We start from the raw sequence: 15,356 nt of genomic DNA, 5'->3' as shown, positions 1-15,356 counted from the left end.
GGCGGCGGCGGTCGTCCCGGCTTCGCCGGTCGTCCCGGCGGAGGCCCCGGTGGCGGCGGCTTCGGCGGCGGCGGTGGCCGTCCCGGCTTCGGCGGACGTCCGGGTGGCCCCGGCGGCCGCGGCGGCACCCAGGGCGCCTTCGGCCGTCCCGGCGGCCCGGCGCGCCGTGGCCGCAAGTCGAAGCGGCAGCGGCGCCAGGAGTACGAGGCCATGCAGGCCCCGTCGGTCGGCGGTGTGATGCTGCCTCGCGGCAACGGCGAGTCCATTCGCCTGTCGCGCGGTGCGTCCCTCACCGACTTCGCGGAGAAGATCAACGCCAACCCGGCGTCGCTCGTCGCGGTCATGATGAACCTCGGCGAGATGGTCACCGCGACCCAGTCCGTCTCCGACGAGACCCTGGAGCTCCTGGGCTCGGAGATGAACTACACCGTCCAGATCGTCAGCCCGGAGGAGGAGGACCGAGAGCTTCTCGAGTCCTTCGACATCGAGTTCGGCGAGGACGAAGGCGGCGAGGAGGCCCTGGTCTCGCGTCCGCCGGTGGTGACCGTCATGGGTCACGTCGACCACGGAAAGACCCGACTGCTGGACGCGATCCGCAAGACGAACGTCATCGCGGGCGAGGCCGGCGGCATCACGCAGCACATCGGTGCGTACCAGGCCGCGACCGAGGTCAACGGCGAGGACCGCAAGATCACCTTCATCGACACCCCGGGTCACGAGGCGTTCACCGCCATGCGTGCCCGCGGTGCGAAGTCGACCGACATCGCGATCCTCGTGGTGGCGGCCAACGACGGTGTGATGCCCCAGACGATCGAGGCGCTGAACCACGCCAAGGCGGCCGAGGTGCCGATCGTGGTCGCGGTCAACAAGATCGACGTCGAGGGCGCGGACCCGACCAAGGTGCGCGGTCAGCTGACCGAGTACGGCCTGGTGGCCGAGGAGTACGGCGGCGACACCATGTTCGTCGACATCTCCGCCAAGCAGGGTCTCAACATCGACTCCCTGCTGGAGGCCGTGGTCCTCACCGCGGACGCCTCGCTCGACCTGCGGGCCAACCCCGTGCAGGACGCGCAGGGCATCGCGATCGAGTCCCACCTCGACCGCGGCCGCGGCGCCGTGGCGACCGTCCTGGTCCAGCGCGGCACCCTGAGGGTCGGCGACACGATGGTCGTCGGCGACGCCTACGGCCGCGTCCGCGCCATGCTCGACGACAAGGGCAACAACGTCGAGGAAGCGGGTCCGTCGACCCCCGTCCTGGTCCTGGGTCTCACCAACGTCCCGGGCGCCGGCGACAACTTCCTGGTCGTCGACGAGGACCGCACGGCCCGTCAGATCGCCGAGAAGCGCGCGGCGCGCGAGCGCAACGCGAACTTCGCCAAGCGCACCCGCCGGGTGTCCCTCGAGGACCTGGACAAGGTGCTCAAGGCCGGTCAGATCCAGGAACTCAACCTCATCATCAAGGGCGACGCGTCCGGTTCGGTGGAGGCTCTCGAGTCCTCGCTGCTCCAACTCGACGTCGGCGAAGAGGTGGACATCCGGGTGCTGCACCGCGGCGTCGGCGCGGTCACCGAGTCCGACATCGACCTGGCGATGGGCTCCGACGCCATCGTCATCGGCTTCAACGTCCGCGCGGCCGGCCGGGCCGCGCAGATGGCGGAGCGCGAGGGCGTCGACGTCCGGTACTACTCGGTGATCTACCAGGCCATCGAGGAGATCGAGGCGGCCCTCAAGGGCATGCTCAAGCCGGAGTACGAAGAGGTCGAGCTGGGCACGGCGGAGATCCGCGAGGTCTTCCGCTCGTCCAAGCTGGGCAACATCGCGGGTGTCCTCATCCGTTCCGGCGAGGTCCGACGCAACACCAAGGCCCGGCTCATCCGCGACGGCAAGGTCGTCGCGGAGAACCTCACCATCGAGGGTCTGCGTCGCTTCAAGGACGACGTCACCGAGATCCGCGAAGGCTTCGAGGGCGGTATCAACCTCGGAAACTTCAACGACATCAAGGTCGACGACGTCATCGCGACGTACGAGATGCGCGAGAAGCCTCGCGGCTGACGCGAGCAGCCGGTTCGGGGCCGGTCGGCGGGATATTTCCGTCGATCGGCCCCGGCCGTTGCGTGTACGGTTCTTGGTGTCCCTGCCAAGCGCTGGCAGGCGTCCATGACCCCGAACCGGCGGGACATCCGGGCATCACATGTATGTGGGGACGCTGTCCTTCGATCTGCTCCTCGGCGACGTACGGTCGCTGAAGGAGAAACGCTCCGTGGTCCGTCCGATCGTCGCCGAGCTCCAGCGGAAGTTCTCCGTGAGCGCGGCGGAGACCGGCGGACAGAACCTCCACCGCAGGGCCGAGATCGGCGTCGCGGTGGTCTCGGGGGACACGGGGCGCCTCACGGAAGTGCTGGACCGGTGTGAGCGCCTTGTCGCCGGTCGGCCCGAGGTGGAGCTGCTGTCGGTCAGACGCAGGCTGCACAGTGACGAGGACTGAGGCGTTCACAAAGACCGACGCAGACGTGAGCGGTCCCGAAGGCACGAAAAGCAAGGCAAAGAAGGAGAAGGACCAGTGGCCGACAACGCGCGGGCGAAGAAGCTGGCGGACCTCATCCGCGAAGTGGTCGCCGAGAAGCTGCAGCGCGGCATCAAGGACCCGCGGCTGGGATCGCATGTGACCATCACGGACACCCGGGTCACCGGCGACCTGCGGGAGGCCACGGTCTTCTACACGGTCTACGGCGACGACGAGGACCGCGCCAGCGCCGCGGCCGGACTGCAGAGCGCCAAGGGCATCCTGCGCTCCGCCGTCGGCGCCGCGGCCGGCACCAAGTTCACCCCGACCCTCACCTTCGTCGCGGACGCCCTGCCGGAGAACGCCCGCACGATCGAGGACCTCCTCGACAAGGCGCGGGCCTCCGACGCCAAGGTGCGGGAGGCGTCCTCCGGCGCGGACTACGCGGGTGACGCCGACCCGTACCGCAAGCAGGACGACGAGGGCGAGAGCGGAAACGAGGACGCGGCCGCGTCATGACACAGCACAGCAAGACCCCGCCGGCCGACGGCCGGCGGGGCCCCCAGGACGGCCTGGTCATCGTGGACAAGCCGACCGGCTTCACCTCGCACGACGTGGTGGCGAAGATGCGCGGCATCGCCAGGACCCGCCGCGTCGGGCACGCCGGCACGCTCGACCCCATGGCCACCGGCGTCCTGGTGCTCGGGGTCGAGCGGGCCACCAAGCTGCTCGGCCATCTCGCGCTGACCGAGAAGGAGTACCTGGGCACCATCAGGCTCGGCCAGAACACCGTCACGGACGACGCCGAAGGCGAGATCACCACCTGCGCCGACGCCTCCGGGATCACCCGGGAGGCCATCGACGCCGCCGTCGCCAAGCTGACCGGCGACATCATGCAGGTGCCGTCCAAGGTCAGCGCCATCAAGATCGACGGCAAGCGGTCCTACGCACGCGTGCGCGGCGGCGAGGACTTCGACATCCCCGCCCGCCCGGTGACCGTCTCCTCGTTCCGGGTGTACGACGTCCGGGAGGCGGTCGCCTCGGGGTCCCCCCGGGCCGAAGACGCCGGGGGAGGCACGCCGGTCGTCGACCTGGTGGTGTCGGTGGTCTGCTCCTCGGGCACGTACATCCGCGCCCTCGCCCGCGACCTCGGCGCCGACCTCGGCGTCGGCGGCCATCTCACGGCGCTGCGCCGCACCCGCGTCGGCCCGTACGGCCTGGACGCGGCGAAGACGCTCGACCAGCTCCAGCAGGAGCTGACGGTGATGCCGATCGCCGAGGCGGCGGACCGCGCCTTCCCCCGCTGGAACGTGTCGGAGAAGCACGCCAGGCTGCTGCTGAACGGCGTACGGATCGACATGCCGCCGCAGCCCTCCTCGCCCGTGGCCGCGTTCGCACCCGACGGGCGCTTCCTGGCGCTGGTCGAGGAGCACAAGGGCAAGGCGAAGAGCCTGGCCGTCTTCGGCTGAGCCGGTTCATCGTGGAGCGGGCGTCTGCACCGTCGCCCGCTCCACGATCCCCCTCCGCAGGTGGTCTATCCGTCACAGCAGCCCTTTTCACCCCAACGGGCAGGCGCTCGGAGTGAACCACCGGAGCACACGGGGCGCTTTTGGCACACGGACTTCTCCTGCTGATCATGCGCTGCGGCTCGGCCGGGAAGCCGCCGGAGGGCCCGTGCTCGACGCGGACACGGGTGCGGTGCTCGCGGTCGTGGGCGCCGCCCTCGAGGCCGGGCGGGCGGCCGCCGGATTCGCGCTCCCGCTGTGCGCCACACGGGCAGCAGAGGCCCGGCGGGGACCCCTGGGGGAGCTGCTGCGGGCCGCCGCCCTCGCGCCGGGCAGTGGGCCGGTGAACACACGAGAGCCCTCGTCCGCCGTGTCGGCATGCTGCCGGTACGCACCCCCGAAGGCGCGGCTGCTTTGACCGCCGACTGGTCGAGCTCGCCCGTGAGGTGCCCGGTTCCGCCCGGCTTGTCCGTGGTTGGCCGGCGGGGAGCCGGAGCAGTGGGCCGCGGTCGTCGGGCCCGCGCACGGCGCATGCTGGAGATGCCGGGCGGCGGCACGCTCGCTTGTCCACAGGCGATGCGAACCGGGAAGCTGGGGCATGGCACTCTTAGACCTGCGTAATCGGCGAACAGGCGGACGAGGAGCGGTCACAGTGCAGCGCTGGCGTGGCTTGGAGGACATCCCCCAGGACTGGGGGCGCAGCGTCGTCACCATCGGCTCCTACGACGGAGTGCACCGCGGGCACCAGCTGATCATCGGGCGGGCCGTGGAGCGGGCGCGGGAGCTCGGCGTCCCGTCCGTCGTGGTCACCTTCGACCCCCACCCCAGCGAGGTCGTCCGCCCCGGCAGCCATCCGCCGCTGCTGGCTCCGCACCACCGGCGCGCCGAGCTGATGGCGGAGCTCGGCGTGGACGCGGTGCTGATCCTGCCCTTCACCGCGGAGTTCTCCAAGCTGTCGCCGGCGGACTTCACGGTGAAGGTGCTCGTCGACAAGCTGCACGCGCGCGCCGTCATCGAGGGCCCCAACTTCCGCTTCGGACACCGGGCGGCGGGCAATGTCGCCTATCTCGCGGAGCTGGGCGTGACGTACGACTACGAGGTGGAGGTCGTCGACCTCTATGTGAGCGGCGAGGCGGGCGGCGGCGAGCCGTTCTCCTCCACCCTCACCCGCCGTCTCGTCGCCGAGGGCGACATCGAGGGGGCGGCGGAGATCCTCGGCCGGCCCCACCGCGTCGAGGGCGTCGTCGTACGCGGCGCCCAGCGCGGCCGCGAGCTGGGCTACCCGACGGCGAACGTCGAGACCTTGCCGCACACCGCGATCCCGGCGGACGGGGTGTACGCGGGCTGGCTGACGGCGGCGGGGGAGCGGATGCCCGCAGCGATCTCCGTCGGCACGAACCCGCAGTTCGACGGCACGGAGCGCACAGTGGAGGCATACGCGATCGACCGCGTGGGCCTCGATCTGTACGGGCTGCATGTGGCGGTGGACTTCCTGGCGTATGTGCGGGGGCAGAAGAAGTTCGACTCCATCGAGGCGCTGCTGGCGGCGATCGCGGACGACGTTAAGCAGTGCCGGACCCTGACGGCGGAGTACGACGCCGAAGCGTGAGCCCGGGGGTGTCCGCCGGTATGTCGCGGGTGTCCTCCGGCATACCGGCCCCCTCGCGGGTTCCGGGGCCGCTTTCGCGCCCGACCGCCCACCCCTGAGGGTGTGGCCCCCGCACCCCCGCACCCCCGCAGCTGCCGGGGTCGGGCTGAAGCCCGTGCGCCGGCCTCCGTTGAGGGTCCCAGGACAAACCGCACCCGCACCCCCGAGCCCCTCACCGCAGATGACAGGCCACACCCCCCAGCAGTTCCGGCTCCTCCGTCCGGCAGCGCTCCGCGACCCCCGCCCCCGCCGCCTCGCCCGAGGTCAGGGAAGGGCATCGGATGTGGAAGCGGCAGCCCTGCGGGATGCGGGAGGGGTCCGGGGGTTCGCCCGTGAGGATCGCGGGCGGCTCGGCGGACTCCGGCAGTACGGACAGCAGCGCCCGGGTGTACGGGTGCCGCGCATCCGTCAGGACGTCCTCCACCGGGCCCGACTCCACGATCCGCCCCAGATACATCACCGCCACCCGGTCCGCGATGTTCCACGCCAGCCCCAGGTCGTGCGTCACCACCAGAGCCGCCACCCCCAGCTCCTCCCGCAGCCGCAGCAGCAGCGCGAGGATCTCCCCGCGCACGGATGCGTCCAGGGACGCCACCGGCTCGTCCGCGATGATCACCTCGGGCCGGAGGACCAGCGCGCCGGCGATGACGACCCGCTGCCGCTGGCCGCCGGACAGTTCGTGCGGATAGCGCAGGAAGAACCGCTCCGGCGGGCGCAGCCCCGCCTGCGCGAGGGCGTCGGCCACCGCGGCCCGCTCGTCCCCGCCGCGGCCGTGGATGCGCAGTCCCTCGGCCACGGCCTCGTACACCGTGTGCCGGGGGTTGAGCGAACCGCTCGGGTCCTGCAGCACGAGCTGCACCCGCCGCCGGTACTCCTTCAGCGCCCGCGTCCCGTACGACAGCGGTCTCCCGCCGAAGGAGACGACGCCCGAGGTCGGCTCCACCAGCCCGAGCAGCGCCCGCGCCAGAGTGCTCTTGCCGCAGCCGGACTCGCCGACGAGCGCCACGATCTCGCCCGCGCCGATGGCGAGGTCCACTCCGTCGACGGCGCGCGCGGACGGTGCGCCCCGCCGCCCGGGGAAGACCACCCGCAGTTCCTCCGCCGACAGCACGGGCGGCCGTGTGCTCATGAAGGACTCCTGACGCTCGCGGGGGCCGGCACGACATGCACACAGGCGGCCCGATGCTCCATCGCGGCCTCGGCCAGCACCGGTTCGGCGGCGGCCAGCACCGGTTCGGCGGCGGCGCATGCCTCCACCGCGTCGGGGCACCGGGGACGGAAGGCGCACCCGGAGGGCAGCGAGGAGGGGTCGGGCGGATCGCCGGGCAGCCCTCGCGGCGCGCGCCGCGACCCCGCGTCCCCGATCCGGGGGAAGGCGGCGGCCAGGGCACGCCCGTACGGATGTCGTGCCGCCCCGTACACCTGCTGTGCCGGCCCCTCCTCGACCACCCGCCCCGCGTACATCACAGCCAGCCGGTCGCAGGTGTCGGCGAGCACCGCCAGATCATGACTGATCATCAGCAGCCCGATGTCCTGCTCCGAGACGAGCTGTTCGATCAGCCGCAGGATCTGAGCCTGGATCATCACATCGAGGGCCGTGGTCGGCTCGTCCGCGATGATCAGCCGAGGGCCGCAGGCCAGCGCCATCGCGATCATCACCCGCTGCCGCTGGCCGCCGGACAGCTCGTGCGGATACGCGGCGGCACGCGAGGCGGGCAGCCCCACCTGCTCCAGCAGTTCCCCGGCGCGCGCCCGGGCCCCCGCGGCCGACGCCCGGCGGTGCACCAGCAGCGGTTCGGCGATCTGCTCCCCGATCCGCTGCACCGCGTTGAGGGAGTGCATGGCCCCCTGGAAGACGATCGACGCCCCCGCCCAGCGCACGGCCCGCAGCCGCCCCCACCGCATGGTGAGCACGTCCTCGCCGTCCAGCAGGATCTGCCCGCTGAGCCGGGCGGTGCGCGGCAGCAGCCGCAGCAGGGCGAGGGCGAGCGTCGACTTCCCGCACCCCGACTCTCCGGCGAGCCCCAGCTTCCGGCCCGCGGGGAGGCGGAGGTCGACGCCGCGTACGGCCGGCACTGCGGCCTCCCCGGTCCCGTACACGACATGGAGGTCCCGCACTTCGAGCAGTGTCACGTCGCTCATCCGGCAGCTCCCAGCCTCGGGTTGAGTACGGATTCGATCGCCCGGCCGCACAGTGTGAAGCTGAGCGCGACGACGGCGACTGCGATGCCGGGCGGGGCCAGATACCACCAGTGGCCGGCGGAGACCGCGCCCGCCTCGCGCGCGTCCTGGAGCATGCCGCCCCAGGAAACGACGGTCGGGTCGCCCAGCCCGAGGAAGGCGAGCGTGGCCTCGGTGAGGATGGCGCTGGAGATGCACAGCGTGGTCTGCGCCAGGACGAGCGGCATCACGTTGGGCAGCACATGGCGGCTCATGACGTGGCTGTGGCCGCCGCCGAGGGCGCGGGCGCGTTCGATGTACGGGCGGGACTCGACCGCGATGGTCTGCGCCCGCACCAGCCGCGCCGTCGTCGGCCAGCTGGTCACCCCGATCGCCACGATCACCGTCCAGACGCTGCGGGACATCACCGTCGCCAGCACGATCGCCAGCACCAGCGTCGGCATCACCAGAAACCAGTCCGTGACCCGCATGGCGAGGGCGGAGAACCATCCTCCGTAGTGGCCCGCGAGGATGCCGACGAGTGTGCCGATGGCGACGGACAGCGCCGCCGCGAGCAGCCCCACGGTCAGCGAGATCCTCGCTCCCCAGACCAGCAGCCCGAGCAGGGAGCGCCCGAACTGGTCGGTGCCGAGGGGGAACTCGGCGCTGGGCGACTCAAGCGGCCCGCCCGGCGCACGCGTCACGCTCTGCACATCCGAGCCGACCAGCAGCGGTGCGGCCAGCGCGACCAGGGCGATGAGCGCCAGCGCGGCAAGACCCGCCAGACCCGCGCGACGGGTGCGGTACGCCCGCCAGAAGCGGGCGGCCGAGTGCCTGCGGCGTGCCCAGCTGAGGGAGGTGGGGGAGGAGTCGGTCGTCGTCATCGGCCCACCCGGGGGTCGAGCAGCGGATACAGCAGATCGGCGAGCAGGTTCATCAGGATCATCGCCCCGGCGAACACCATGAACAGGCCCTGCACCAGCGGCAGATCGGGCACGCTGAGCGCCTGGTAGAACAGCCCCCCGAGCCCCGGCCAGGAGAACACCGTCTCCACGAGGATGGAACCCGCCGCCACATGGCCCAGATTGATGAAGACCATGGTGACCGTGGGCAGCAGCGCGTTGGGGACGGCGTGCCTGCGGCGTACGGCGTCGTCCCGCAGCCCCTTGGCCCGCGCCGTGGTGAGATAGTCGCCGCCCATCTCGTCCAGCAGCGAGGACCGCATCACCAGCAGCGTCTGCGCATAGCCGACGGCGACGAGGGTGAGGACCGGCAGCACCATGTGGTGGGCGACGTCGGCGATGTACGCGAGCCCCGTCGCATCGCCGGACTCCATGCCGCCGGTGGGGAACATCCCGGGAACGGGCCCCGCACCCACCGCGAAGGTGATGATCAGCAACAGGCCGAGCCAGAACGACGGCACGGACCAGAGAGTGAGCGCCACCCCCGTGGTGAGGCGGTCGCCCGGGCTGCCGTGCCGCCACGCGGAACGGGTGCCGAGCCAGAGGCCGAGCGCCGAGTAGACCACCACGGCGGTGCCGGTCAGCAGCAGCGTCGCCGGCAGCTTCTGGACGATCAGCTCCCCGACGGGCGCGTGGAACTGGTACGACATGCCGAGATCGCCGGTCAGCGCCTTGCCGCAGTAGTCGGCGAACTGCTGCCACAGCGGCTGGTCGAGCCCGAACTGACGGCGCAGAGCGGCCAGCTGCTCGGCGGAGGTGGGACGGCCGTGCGTCATGGCCCGCACCGGGTCGCCGGGCACGATCCGGAAGAGGAAGAAGCCGGTGACGAGAACGGCGAGCAGCGATACGGCGGCCCCCGCGAGCCGGCCCGCCACATAGCGCAGATAGGCGCGGACGCCGCCGCCCCGGCCGGCGGGCGGAAGCCCGTCGGCGGGCGGTACGGCCTTGGCCGGTGTGGTGGTCGCGGTCATCGTTCGCTCACGGTCGTCGGTGCGCTCAGGTGGGTGGGATCGCTCAGGCACGTCGCTCTGCTCGGCGTCATCGGCTGCTCGGGGTCGTCTGCTACTCGCGGTCGTCGGACGCCGCGCGGCGGCGCCGGGCCATGTACACCCCGGCCCCGGCGGCGACCACGGCGGCGGCCGCCACGCCGATGAACACCTCGGCTGAGGAGCCCTCGTCCGCGGTGTCCGCCGAGACGGGCGCGCCGGACGCGGGCACCGCGGACCACCAGCTCCAGTAGCCGTCCTGGCCCCAGAGGTTGCCGGCGCCCGCCGGCATCGTGGTGATCGACTCGATGTGGTCGGTGCGGTACGCCTCGACGGCGTTCGGATAGGCGAGGACGTTCATCAGGCCCGTGTCGTACAGCCTCGACTGCATCTGCTTCACCAGCTCGGCCCGTTTGGCGGGGTCGTACTCGACGGCCTGCCGCGCATACAGCTCGTCATAGCGTTTGTCGCAGATGAAGTTGTCGGTCGAACCGGTGTCCCCGGGGGTGGCCGGGAGCGCGTCGCAGGTGTGGATGGCCAGCACGAAGTCCGGGTCCGGGTTGACGGACCAGCCGTCGAAGGCCAGGTCGTAGTCGCCCCTGAGCCAGGGGTCGGAGACATTGTCGAGGCATTCGACCGTGAGCCCGATGCCCAGCTTGCCCCACCACTCCTGGAAGTACTTGGCGACCGCCTTGTCGTTGGGGTCGGTGGCATGGCACAGGATGCGGAAGTCGAGCGGGCGGCCGTCCTCGCCGACGCGCTTTCCCTCGGCGTTCCTGCGGTAGCCGGCGCCGTCGAGGAGCCGGGCGGCCTCGGCCGGGTCGTAATTGATCTCCTGGCTCGGCGACGGCTTCCAGAAGTACGGCGAGAAGCGTGGCGGAATATAGCCCTCGCCTTTCACGGCGTGCCCCTGGAAGACCTTGTCGACGACGGCGCTGCGGTCGACGGCATGGAACAGGGCCTTGCGCACGGCCGGGTCGAGCAGCGCGGGATGGCCGTCGCCGAACCGCGTGCCGTCCTTCGCGCGCGCCCCGGGGTTGACGGCGAGTGCGTAGAAGCGGCGGCCCGGCGCGTCGTTCACCGCGATGTCGGCTTCCTTCTCCAGGGCGGCGGCCTGGGCCGGGGTGAGTCCCTGCACGAACGACACCTCGCCCTTGCGGAGGGCGGCCACTGCCGCGTCGCCGTCCTTGTAGTACTTCAGCAGCAGTTCGTCGAAGCGCGGCGTGCCACGCCAGAAGTTCTTGTTCGGCTTGAGTCTGACGTACTGGTCGACCTTGAAGTCCGTGATGACGAACGGGCCGTTGCCGACGATCGGGAACCGCTTGTCGTTGTTGAAGGACGAGAAGTCGGTGACGTTCTCCCAGATGTGCCGGGGCACGATGGGGACGTCGAGCGCGGTCATGGTGGCCTGGGGCTTCTTCAGTTCGATGACCAGCGTATGGGAGTCCGGCGCGGTGACCCGCTTGAAGTTGGCGGTGAAGCTTCCGTTGGCGGTGGCCGCGTCCTCGTTCTCCATCATCGTGTTGAACGTCCACGCGGCGTCCTCGGCGGTCACCGGTCTGCCGTCCGACCAGGTGGAGTCCTTGCGGATGGTGTACGTCCAGGTCAGCTTGTCCGCGGAAGGCCTCCAGTCGGTGGCCAGACCGGGGACGGGGCGGGCGTCCTCGACGTCGTAGTTGGTGAGGAACTCATAGGCGAGCCGGTGGATGCTGGTGCTCACCAGCCGCTGTGCCAGGAACGGGCTGAGGGAGTCCACACTCTGCGAGACGGCGACCGTCAGCACGGTGTGCCCGTCGCGCTTGTCGTCGTCCGTGCCGTCGGCCGCCGCCGTGGCCTGAGGGACGAGAGCCGAAGCCGTCAGCATCGCGCAGGCGAGGATCAGCCGGGTACGGCGGCGGGTGGTGCGGTGCGGAGTCTTGACGGTCATGGCAGGCGACCTCACGTCCTCGCTCGCGTGTGCTGGTGAAGCGCAGGTCTACCAGCGGTGTCGCACTGCGTCAACGATGCATTACAGCCTGTGTGGAGCTCGTGTGTGCGCCGGGGGCACGACGACGGCCCGCACCGGTGCCGGTGCGGGCCGTCGTGGGCCGGGAAATGCGGCGTTTACTGCTGTTGCTGCGGCGGAGGTGGCGGCGGGGCCTGGGGCGGCTGCTGCTGCCAGTCCGCAGGCGGCGCCTGGCCCGGTGCTTCGGGCTGTCCGGGTGCCTNTGGGGCGGCTGCTGCTGCCAGTCCGCAGGCGGCGCCTGGCCCGGTGCTTCGGGCTGTCCGGGTGCCTGCTGTCCGGGTGCCGGGTGTTGGGGCGGGTAGGGCTGTCCGGGCATCGGCTGGGGCGGCTGGCCCGGCATGACCTGTCCAGGCTGTCCGGGCTGGCCCTGTGCGGGCGGCTGCTGCCAGCCCTGCGGCGGGTACGGCTGCTGGGGCGGCTGCCCTCCGTACGGCTGCTGCTGCGGCTGTCCGGGTGCCTGCTGTCCGGGCTGTCCGGGTGCCGGGTGTTGGGGTGGCTGTCCGGGGTGTTGGGGCGGGTAGGGCTGTCCGGGCATCGGCTGGGGCGGCTGGCCCGGCATGGCCTGTCCGGGCTGGCCATGCCACTGGGGCTGGCCCGGCGCCTGCCCCGGCCCCTGATGGCCCGGCATCGGCGGGGCGGCCTGGGGCGGTGGATTGCCGTCCGACATCCATAGCCCTTGCTGCTGCTGGGCGCGTACGAAGTCCTCTGCGATCAGCGCCGCGAGGTTGAAGTACGCCTCACGGGTCTTCGGACGCATCATGTCCAGGTCCACCTCGGCGCCTGCCGCGAGATGCTCGTCGAACGGCACCACGACCACACCTCGGCAGCGGGTCTGGAAGTGCTGCACGATGTCCTCGACCTTGATCATCTTGCCGGTCTCGCGGACTCCGGAGATCACCGTGATCGACCGCTGCACCAAGTCCGCGTAGCCGTGAGCGGACAGCCAGTCCAGCGTGGTCGACGCACTGCTCGCGCCGTCCACCGAGGGGGTCGAGATGATGATCAGCTGATCCGCCAGATCCAGCACTCCGCGCATCGCGCTGTAGAGCAGTCCGGTGCCGGAGTCGGTCAGGATCACCGGGTACTGCCGGCCCAGGACCTCGATCGCCCGGCGGTAGTCCTCGTCGTTGAACGTCGTCGAGACGGCCGGGTCCACGTCGTTGGCGAGGATCTCCAGACCGGACGGAGCCTGCGAGGTGAACCGGCGGATGTCCATGTACGAGTTGAGGTACGGGATCGCCTGCACCAGGTCGCGGATGGTCGCCCCGGTCTCCCGCCGCACCCGTCGGCCGAGCGTGCCGGCGTCCGGGTTGGCGTCGATCGCCAGGATCTTGTCCTGCCGCTCGGTGGCCAGCGTCGCGCCGAGAGCGGTCGTCGTCGTGGTCTTGCCGACACCGCCCTTGAGGCTGATGACCGCGATCCGGTAGCAGGACAGCACCGGGGTGCGGATCAGCTCCAGCTTGCGCTGACGCTCGGCCTCCTCCTTCCGGGCGCCGAACTTGAATCGCGACGAGGCCGCCGGATTACGGCTGCTCTTGGCTTTCTGCTTCGCGTTGCGCAGCAGGCGGTCGGAGGAGAGCTCGACAGCGGCCGTGTAGCCGAGCGGCGCGCCCGGCACGGAACGCTCCCGCTGGTCGTGGGTCACGGCCGTCGGCCAAGCCCCGCTGGTCCTCGGGTCGCCGGGCGGCTGATCGGGCCCGCCGGGCTGGCCGGGGTGCTGGCCGGGCTGGCCTGGGTGCTGGCCGGGCTGGGGGAATCCGTAACCGCCTTGCTGTGGCTGTGGCTGCGGCTGCGGCTGCGGTTCGGGCTGCGGCGCGGTGGGGGGCAGCGGCGTCCCCGGCACTCCGGGCTGGCCGGGCTGCGGAAACCCGTAACCGCCCGGCTGTCCCGGCTGGGGGAACCCGTAACCGCCTTGCTGCGCCTGCGGGTCGGGCTGCGGCGGGACGGGGGGCAGCGGCCCCCCCGGTGCTCCGGGCTGGTCCTGCCGGGCGGGTTGCGGGAACCCGTAACCGCCCTGTTGCGGCATCGGCGCGGTGGGCGGCAGCGGGGTGGCCTGTGCCCGTGCGTCCCCCGGCGCTCCGGGGTGATCCTGCCGGGGAGGCGGAGGGAAGCCATAGCCGCCGCCCTCAGGTGCGGACCCGGCAGGGGGTTGAGCAGGCCAGGCCGGCGTGGCCGCGGGACCTTCCTGCACCGGCGGCCGAGCTTGCGGCTGCTGCTCTGCCAGGACGGGCCACTGCGGTGCGGCGGAGGGAGCAGCCGGTTGGTACGCGGGCGGCTGCGGCGGCGCTCCGGTGCTCCCGTCCTGCTGCGGCTGCGGCTGCGGCTGCGGCTGCGGCGTCGGAACCCACGGCTGTGCGGCCTCGGGGGCCGGGCTCTGTGCGGCTTCGCCGGACTGCGCGTCCGGGGACTGCGGCTCACCCGCCGCCGCAGACTCGGACTCCTCGCTCCTGGAGGCGTCCTCAGCAGTGCCCGACGGCTCTTCGGCTGCGCCGCCGTGCTGCTCGTCCTCGTCCTCGTCCTCGTCCTCGTCCTCGTTCCCGTTCCCGTCCGCGTCGCCGGTCTCGCCGGTCAGGTCTGCGGAAGCCTCGTAGGTTCCCTTGCCGGACTCCGCGGCTGTCGTCGGGTCAGTCTCTCCGCGCTGTGCGGTCTGTGCGGCCTGCGTGTCCGCCGCCGCATCGCCGGTCGCGGGCTTCTCGCCTTCGCCCGCGTCCGCGCCAGGGGCATCCGAGGCCGCCGCGTCCACCGCAGAGGTGTCTCCCGGCCGGTCCCCGGTCTGCTCGCCCTGCCGGCCCTCGGCGGGCCCGGATGTGTCCGCGCCGCTCCTGGCGGCTTCCTCCGCCGCCTTCTTCGCGGCGTCCCGCTCCGCGAACTCACGCTTCAGCGCGGCGGGGGAGAAGCGCATCGTCATCCCGCTCTCCACGTCGCCACCCCCGAACGGCTGCGCGGCGGCTTCCGGCGAGGGCTGTACCGGCGAGGGCTGTACCGGTGCGGGCGGCGGCGTCTGGGTCCCGGCGGGCAGCGGCCCCTGCGGCTGTATGGGGGCAGGCCCCTGACCGGGCTGCGCCTGCGCATACGGCGGCACCGGTCCCTGCTGAGGAGGTGCCTGAGGCAGCTGAGGCCCCTGAGGCATCTGCTGGTGAGGCTGTGGTGGCGTCTGCTGCGGAAACCGGCCCTGCGGGGGCTGAGCGTGCGGGGCCTGACCCTCCGGTGGAGTCTGTCCCTGCGGGGCCTGACCCTCCGTTGGAGTCTGCCCCTGCGGCGGCGGCCCCGGCGCCCAGTTCGGCTCGAATCCGCTGCCCGCGGGCAGCCCGGGCACCGCCACCGGCGCCCCGTTCGGCGGCGGAGGCGTCGCCCCCGTGCCGCCGGCTCCGCCCGAGCCGTCTCCCGACGCGTTCTGCGTGTACCAGGCGGGCGGGGTGTAGTCGATGGTGAACTCACCCGTCAGCTCGGCGGGATCCGCGTCGGACTGATCGTCCACGGGCACGTTCCAGCCCCCGCGGGTGTCGTCCCGATCGCCGTTCACTTTGCCTCCTGGTGTGGTCGAGCACCCTTGTGCCGCGTGATTGGGTGGGGGCGAACGGCAAAAT

12 protein-coding genes are annotated in these 15,356 nt (G+C 71.9%); 6 read left to right on the top strand and 6 right to left on the bottom strand.

Going from position 1 to position 15,356, the window contains the following annotated elements; all coding sequences use genetic code 11:
* The 6 genes from infB to QCN29_RS31020 all read left to right on the top strand — a co-directional run.
* The coding region (infB, locus tag QCN29_RS31045; RefSeq protein WP_279932357.1) for a translation initiation factor IF-2 at positions 1–2,052 on the top strand (2,052 nt) is incomplete at its 5' end.
* A gap of 139 nt (positions 2,053–2,191) precedes the next feature.
* A complete protein-coding gene (locus QCN29_RS31040) occupies positions 2,192–2,485 on the top strand; it encodes a DUF503 domain-containing protein (protein ID WP_279932356.1) in 294 nt (97 codons plus the stop codon).
* A gap of 75 nt (positions 2,486–2,560) precedes the next feature.
* Positions 2,561–3,022: a 30S ribosome-binding factor RbfA gene (rbfA, locus tag QCN29_RS31035; RefSeq protein ID WP_240139407.1), complete on the top strand. Its 462-nt coding sequence runs from the start codon at positions 2,561–2,563 to the stop codon at positions 3,020–3,022.
* On the top strand, positions 3,019–3,972 hold the full coding sequence (gene truB / locus QCN29_RS31030; RefSeq protein WP_279932355.1) for a tRNA pseudouridine(55) synthase TruB: 954 nt from the start codon (positions 3,019–3,021) through the stop codon (positions 3,970–3,972). The genes rbfA and truB overlap by 4 nt, the downstream gene beginning before the upstream one ends.
* A 205-nt stretch (positions 3,973–4,177) precedes the next feature.
* Positions 4,178–4,426, top strand: coding sequence for a hypothetical protein (locus tag QCN29_RS37220; RefSeq protein WP_398860318.1), 249 nt, complete (start codon positions 4,178–4,180; stop codon positions 4,424–4,426).
* Between the two features lie 234 nt (positions 4,427–4,660).
* On the top strand, positions 4,661–5,617 hold the full coding sequence (locus QCN29_RS31020) for a bifunctional riboflavin kinase/FAD synthetase (RefSeq protein WP_240139409.1): 957 nt from the start codon (positions 4,661–4,663) through the stop codon (positions 5,615–5,617).
* 211 nt (positions 5,618–5,828) lie between these two features.
* Here the strand turns inward: QCN29_RS31020 and QCN29_RS31015 are convergent, their stop codons facing one another.
* From QCN29_RS31015 to QCN29_RS30990, 6 genes are all read right to left on the bottom strand, one after another.
* Positions 5,829–6,785, bottom strand: coding sequence for an ABC transporter ATP-binding protein (locus tag QCN29_RS31015; RefSeq protein WP_279932354.1), 957 nt, complete (start codon positions 6,783–6,785; stop codon positions 5,829–5,831).
* Entirely contained in the window at positions 6,782–7,798 is a 1,017-nt protein-coding gene (locus QCN29_RS31010) for an ABC transporter ATP-binding protein (RefSeq protein WP_279932352.1), read from the bottom strand. Before QCN29_RS31010 ends, QCN29_RS31015 begins: the two co-directional genes overlap by 4 nt.
* Positions 7,795–8,700 (bottom strand): ABC transporter permease, encoded by a 906-nt coding sequence (locus QCN29_RS31005; protein WP_279932350.1) that lies wholly within the window; start codon positions 8,698–8,700, stop codon positions 7,795–7,797. The genes QCN29_RS31010 and QCN29_RS31005 overlap by 4 nt, the downstream gene beginning before the upstream one ends.
* On the bottom strand, positions 8,697–9,749 hold the full coding sequence (locus QCN29_RS31000) for an ABC transporter permease (protein WP_279932349.1): 1,053 nt from the start codon (positions 9,747–9,749) through the stop codon (positions 8,697–8,699). Before QCN29_RS31000 ends, QCN29_RS31005 begins: the two co-directional genes overlap by 4 nt.
* Positions 9,750–9,840: 91 nt before the next feature.
* On the bottom strand, positions 9,841–11,691 hold the full coding sequence (locus tag QCN29_RS30995; RefSeq protein ID WP_279932347.1) for an ABC transporter substrate-binding protein: 1,851 nt from the start codon (positions 11,689–11,691) through the stop codon (positions 9,841–9,843).
* Between the two features lie 70 nt (positions 11,692–11,761).
* Positions 11,762–15,292 carry an SCO5717 family growth-regulating ATPase gene (locus tag QCN29_RS30990; RefSeq protein WP_279932345.1) on the bottom strand — a complete coding sequence of 1,177 codons (3,531 nt, stop codon included), beginning with the start codon at positions 15,290–15,292 and terminating at the stop codon, positions 11,762–11,764.
* Between the last annotated feature and the right edge of the window lie 64 nt (positions 15,293–15,356).

The organism is Streptomyces chengmaiensis (genome assembly GCF_029846775.1).
Taxonomy (GTDB): Bacteria; Actinomycetota; Actinomycetes; order Streptomycetales; family Streptomycetaceae; genus Streptomyces; species Streptomyces chengmaiensis.
This window is presented reverse-complemented; position numbering and strand designations above follow the sequence as displayed.

Coding starts and splice junctions, on each gene's coding strand:
- QCN29_RS31040 (WP_279932356.1), top strand. CDS start 2,192: ATGTATGTGGGGACGCTGTCCTTCGATCTGCTCCTCGGCGACGTACGG.
- truB (WP_279932355.1), top strand. CDS start 3,019: ATGACACAGCACAGCAAGACCCCGCCGGCCGACGGCCGGCGGGGCCCC.
- QCN29_RS31015 (WP_279932354.1), bottom strand. CDS start 6,785: ATGAGCACACGGCCGCCCGTGCTGTCGGCGGAGGAACTGCGGGTGGTC.
- QCN29_RS31010 (WP_279932352.1), bottom strand. CDS start 7,798: ATGAGCGACGTGACACTGCTCGAAGTGCGGGACCTCCATGTCGTGTAC.
- QCN29_RS31005 (WP_279932350.1), bottom strand. CDS start 8,700: ATGACGACGACCGACTCCTCCCCCACCTCCCTCAGCTGGGCACGCCGC.
- QCN29_RS31000 (WP_279932349.1), bottom strand. CDS start 9,749: ATGACCGCGACCACCACACCGGCCAAGGCCGTACCGCCCGCCGACGGG.
- QCN29_RS30995 (WP_279932347.1), bottom strand. CDS start 11,691: ATGACCGTCAAGACTCCGCACCGCACCACCCGCCGCCGTACCCGGCTG.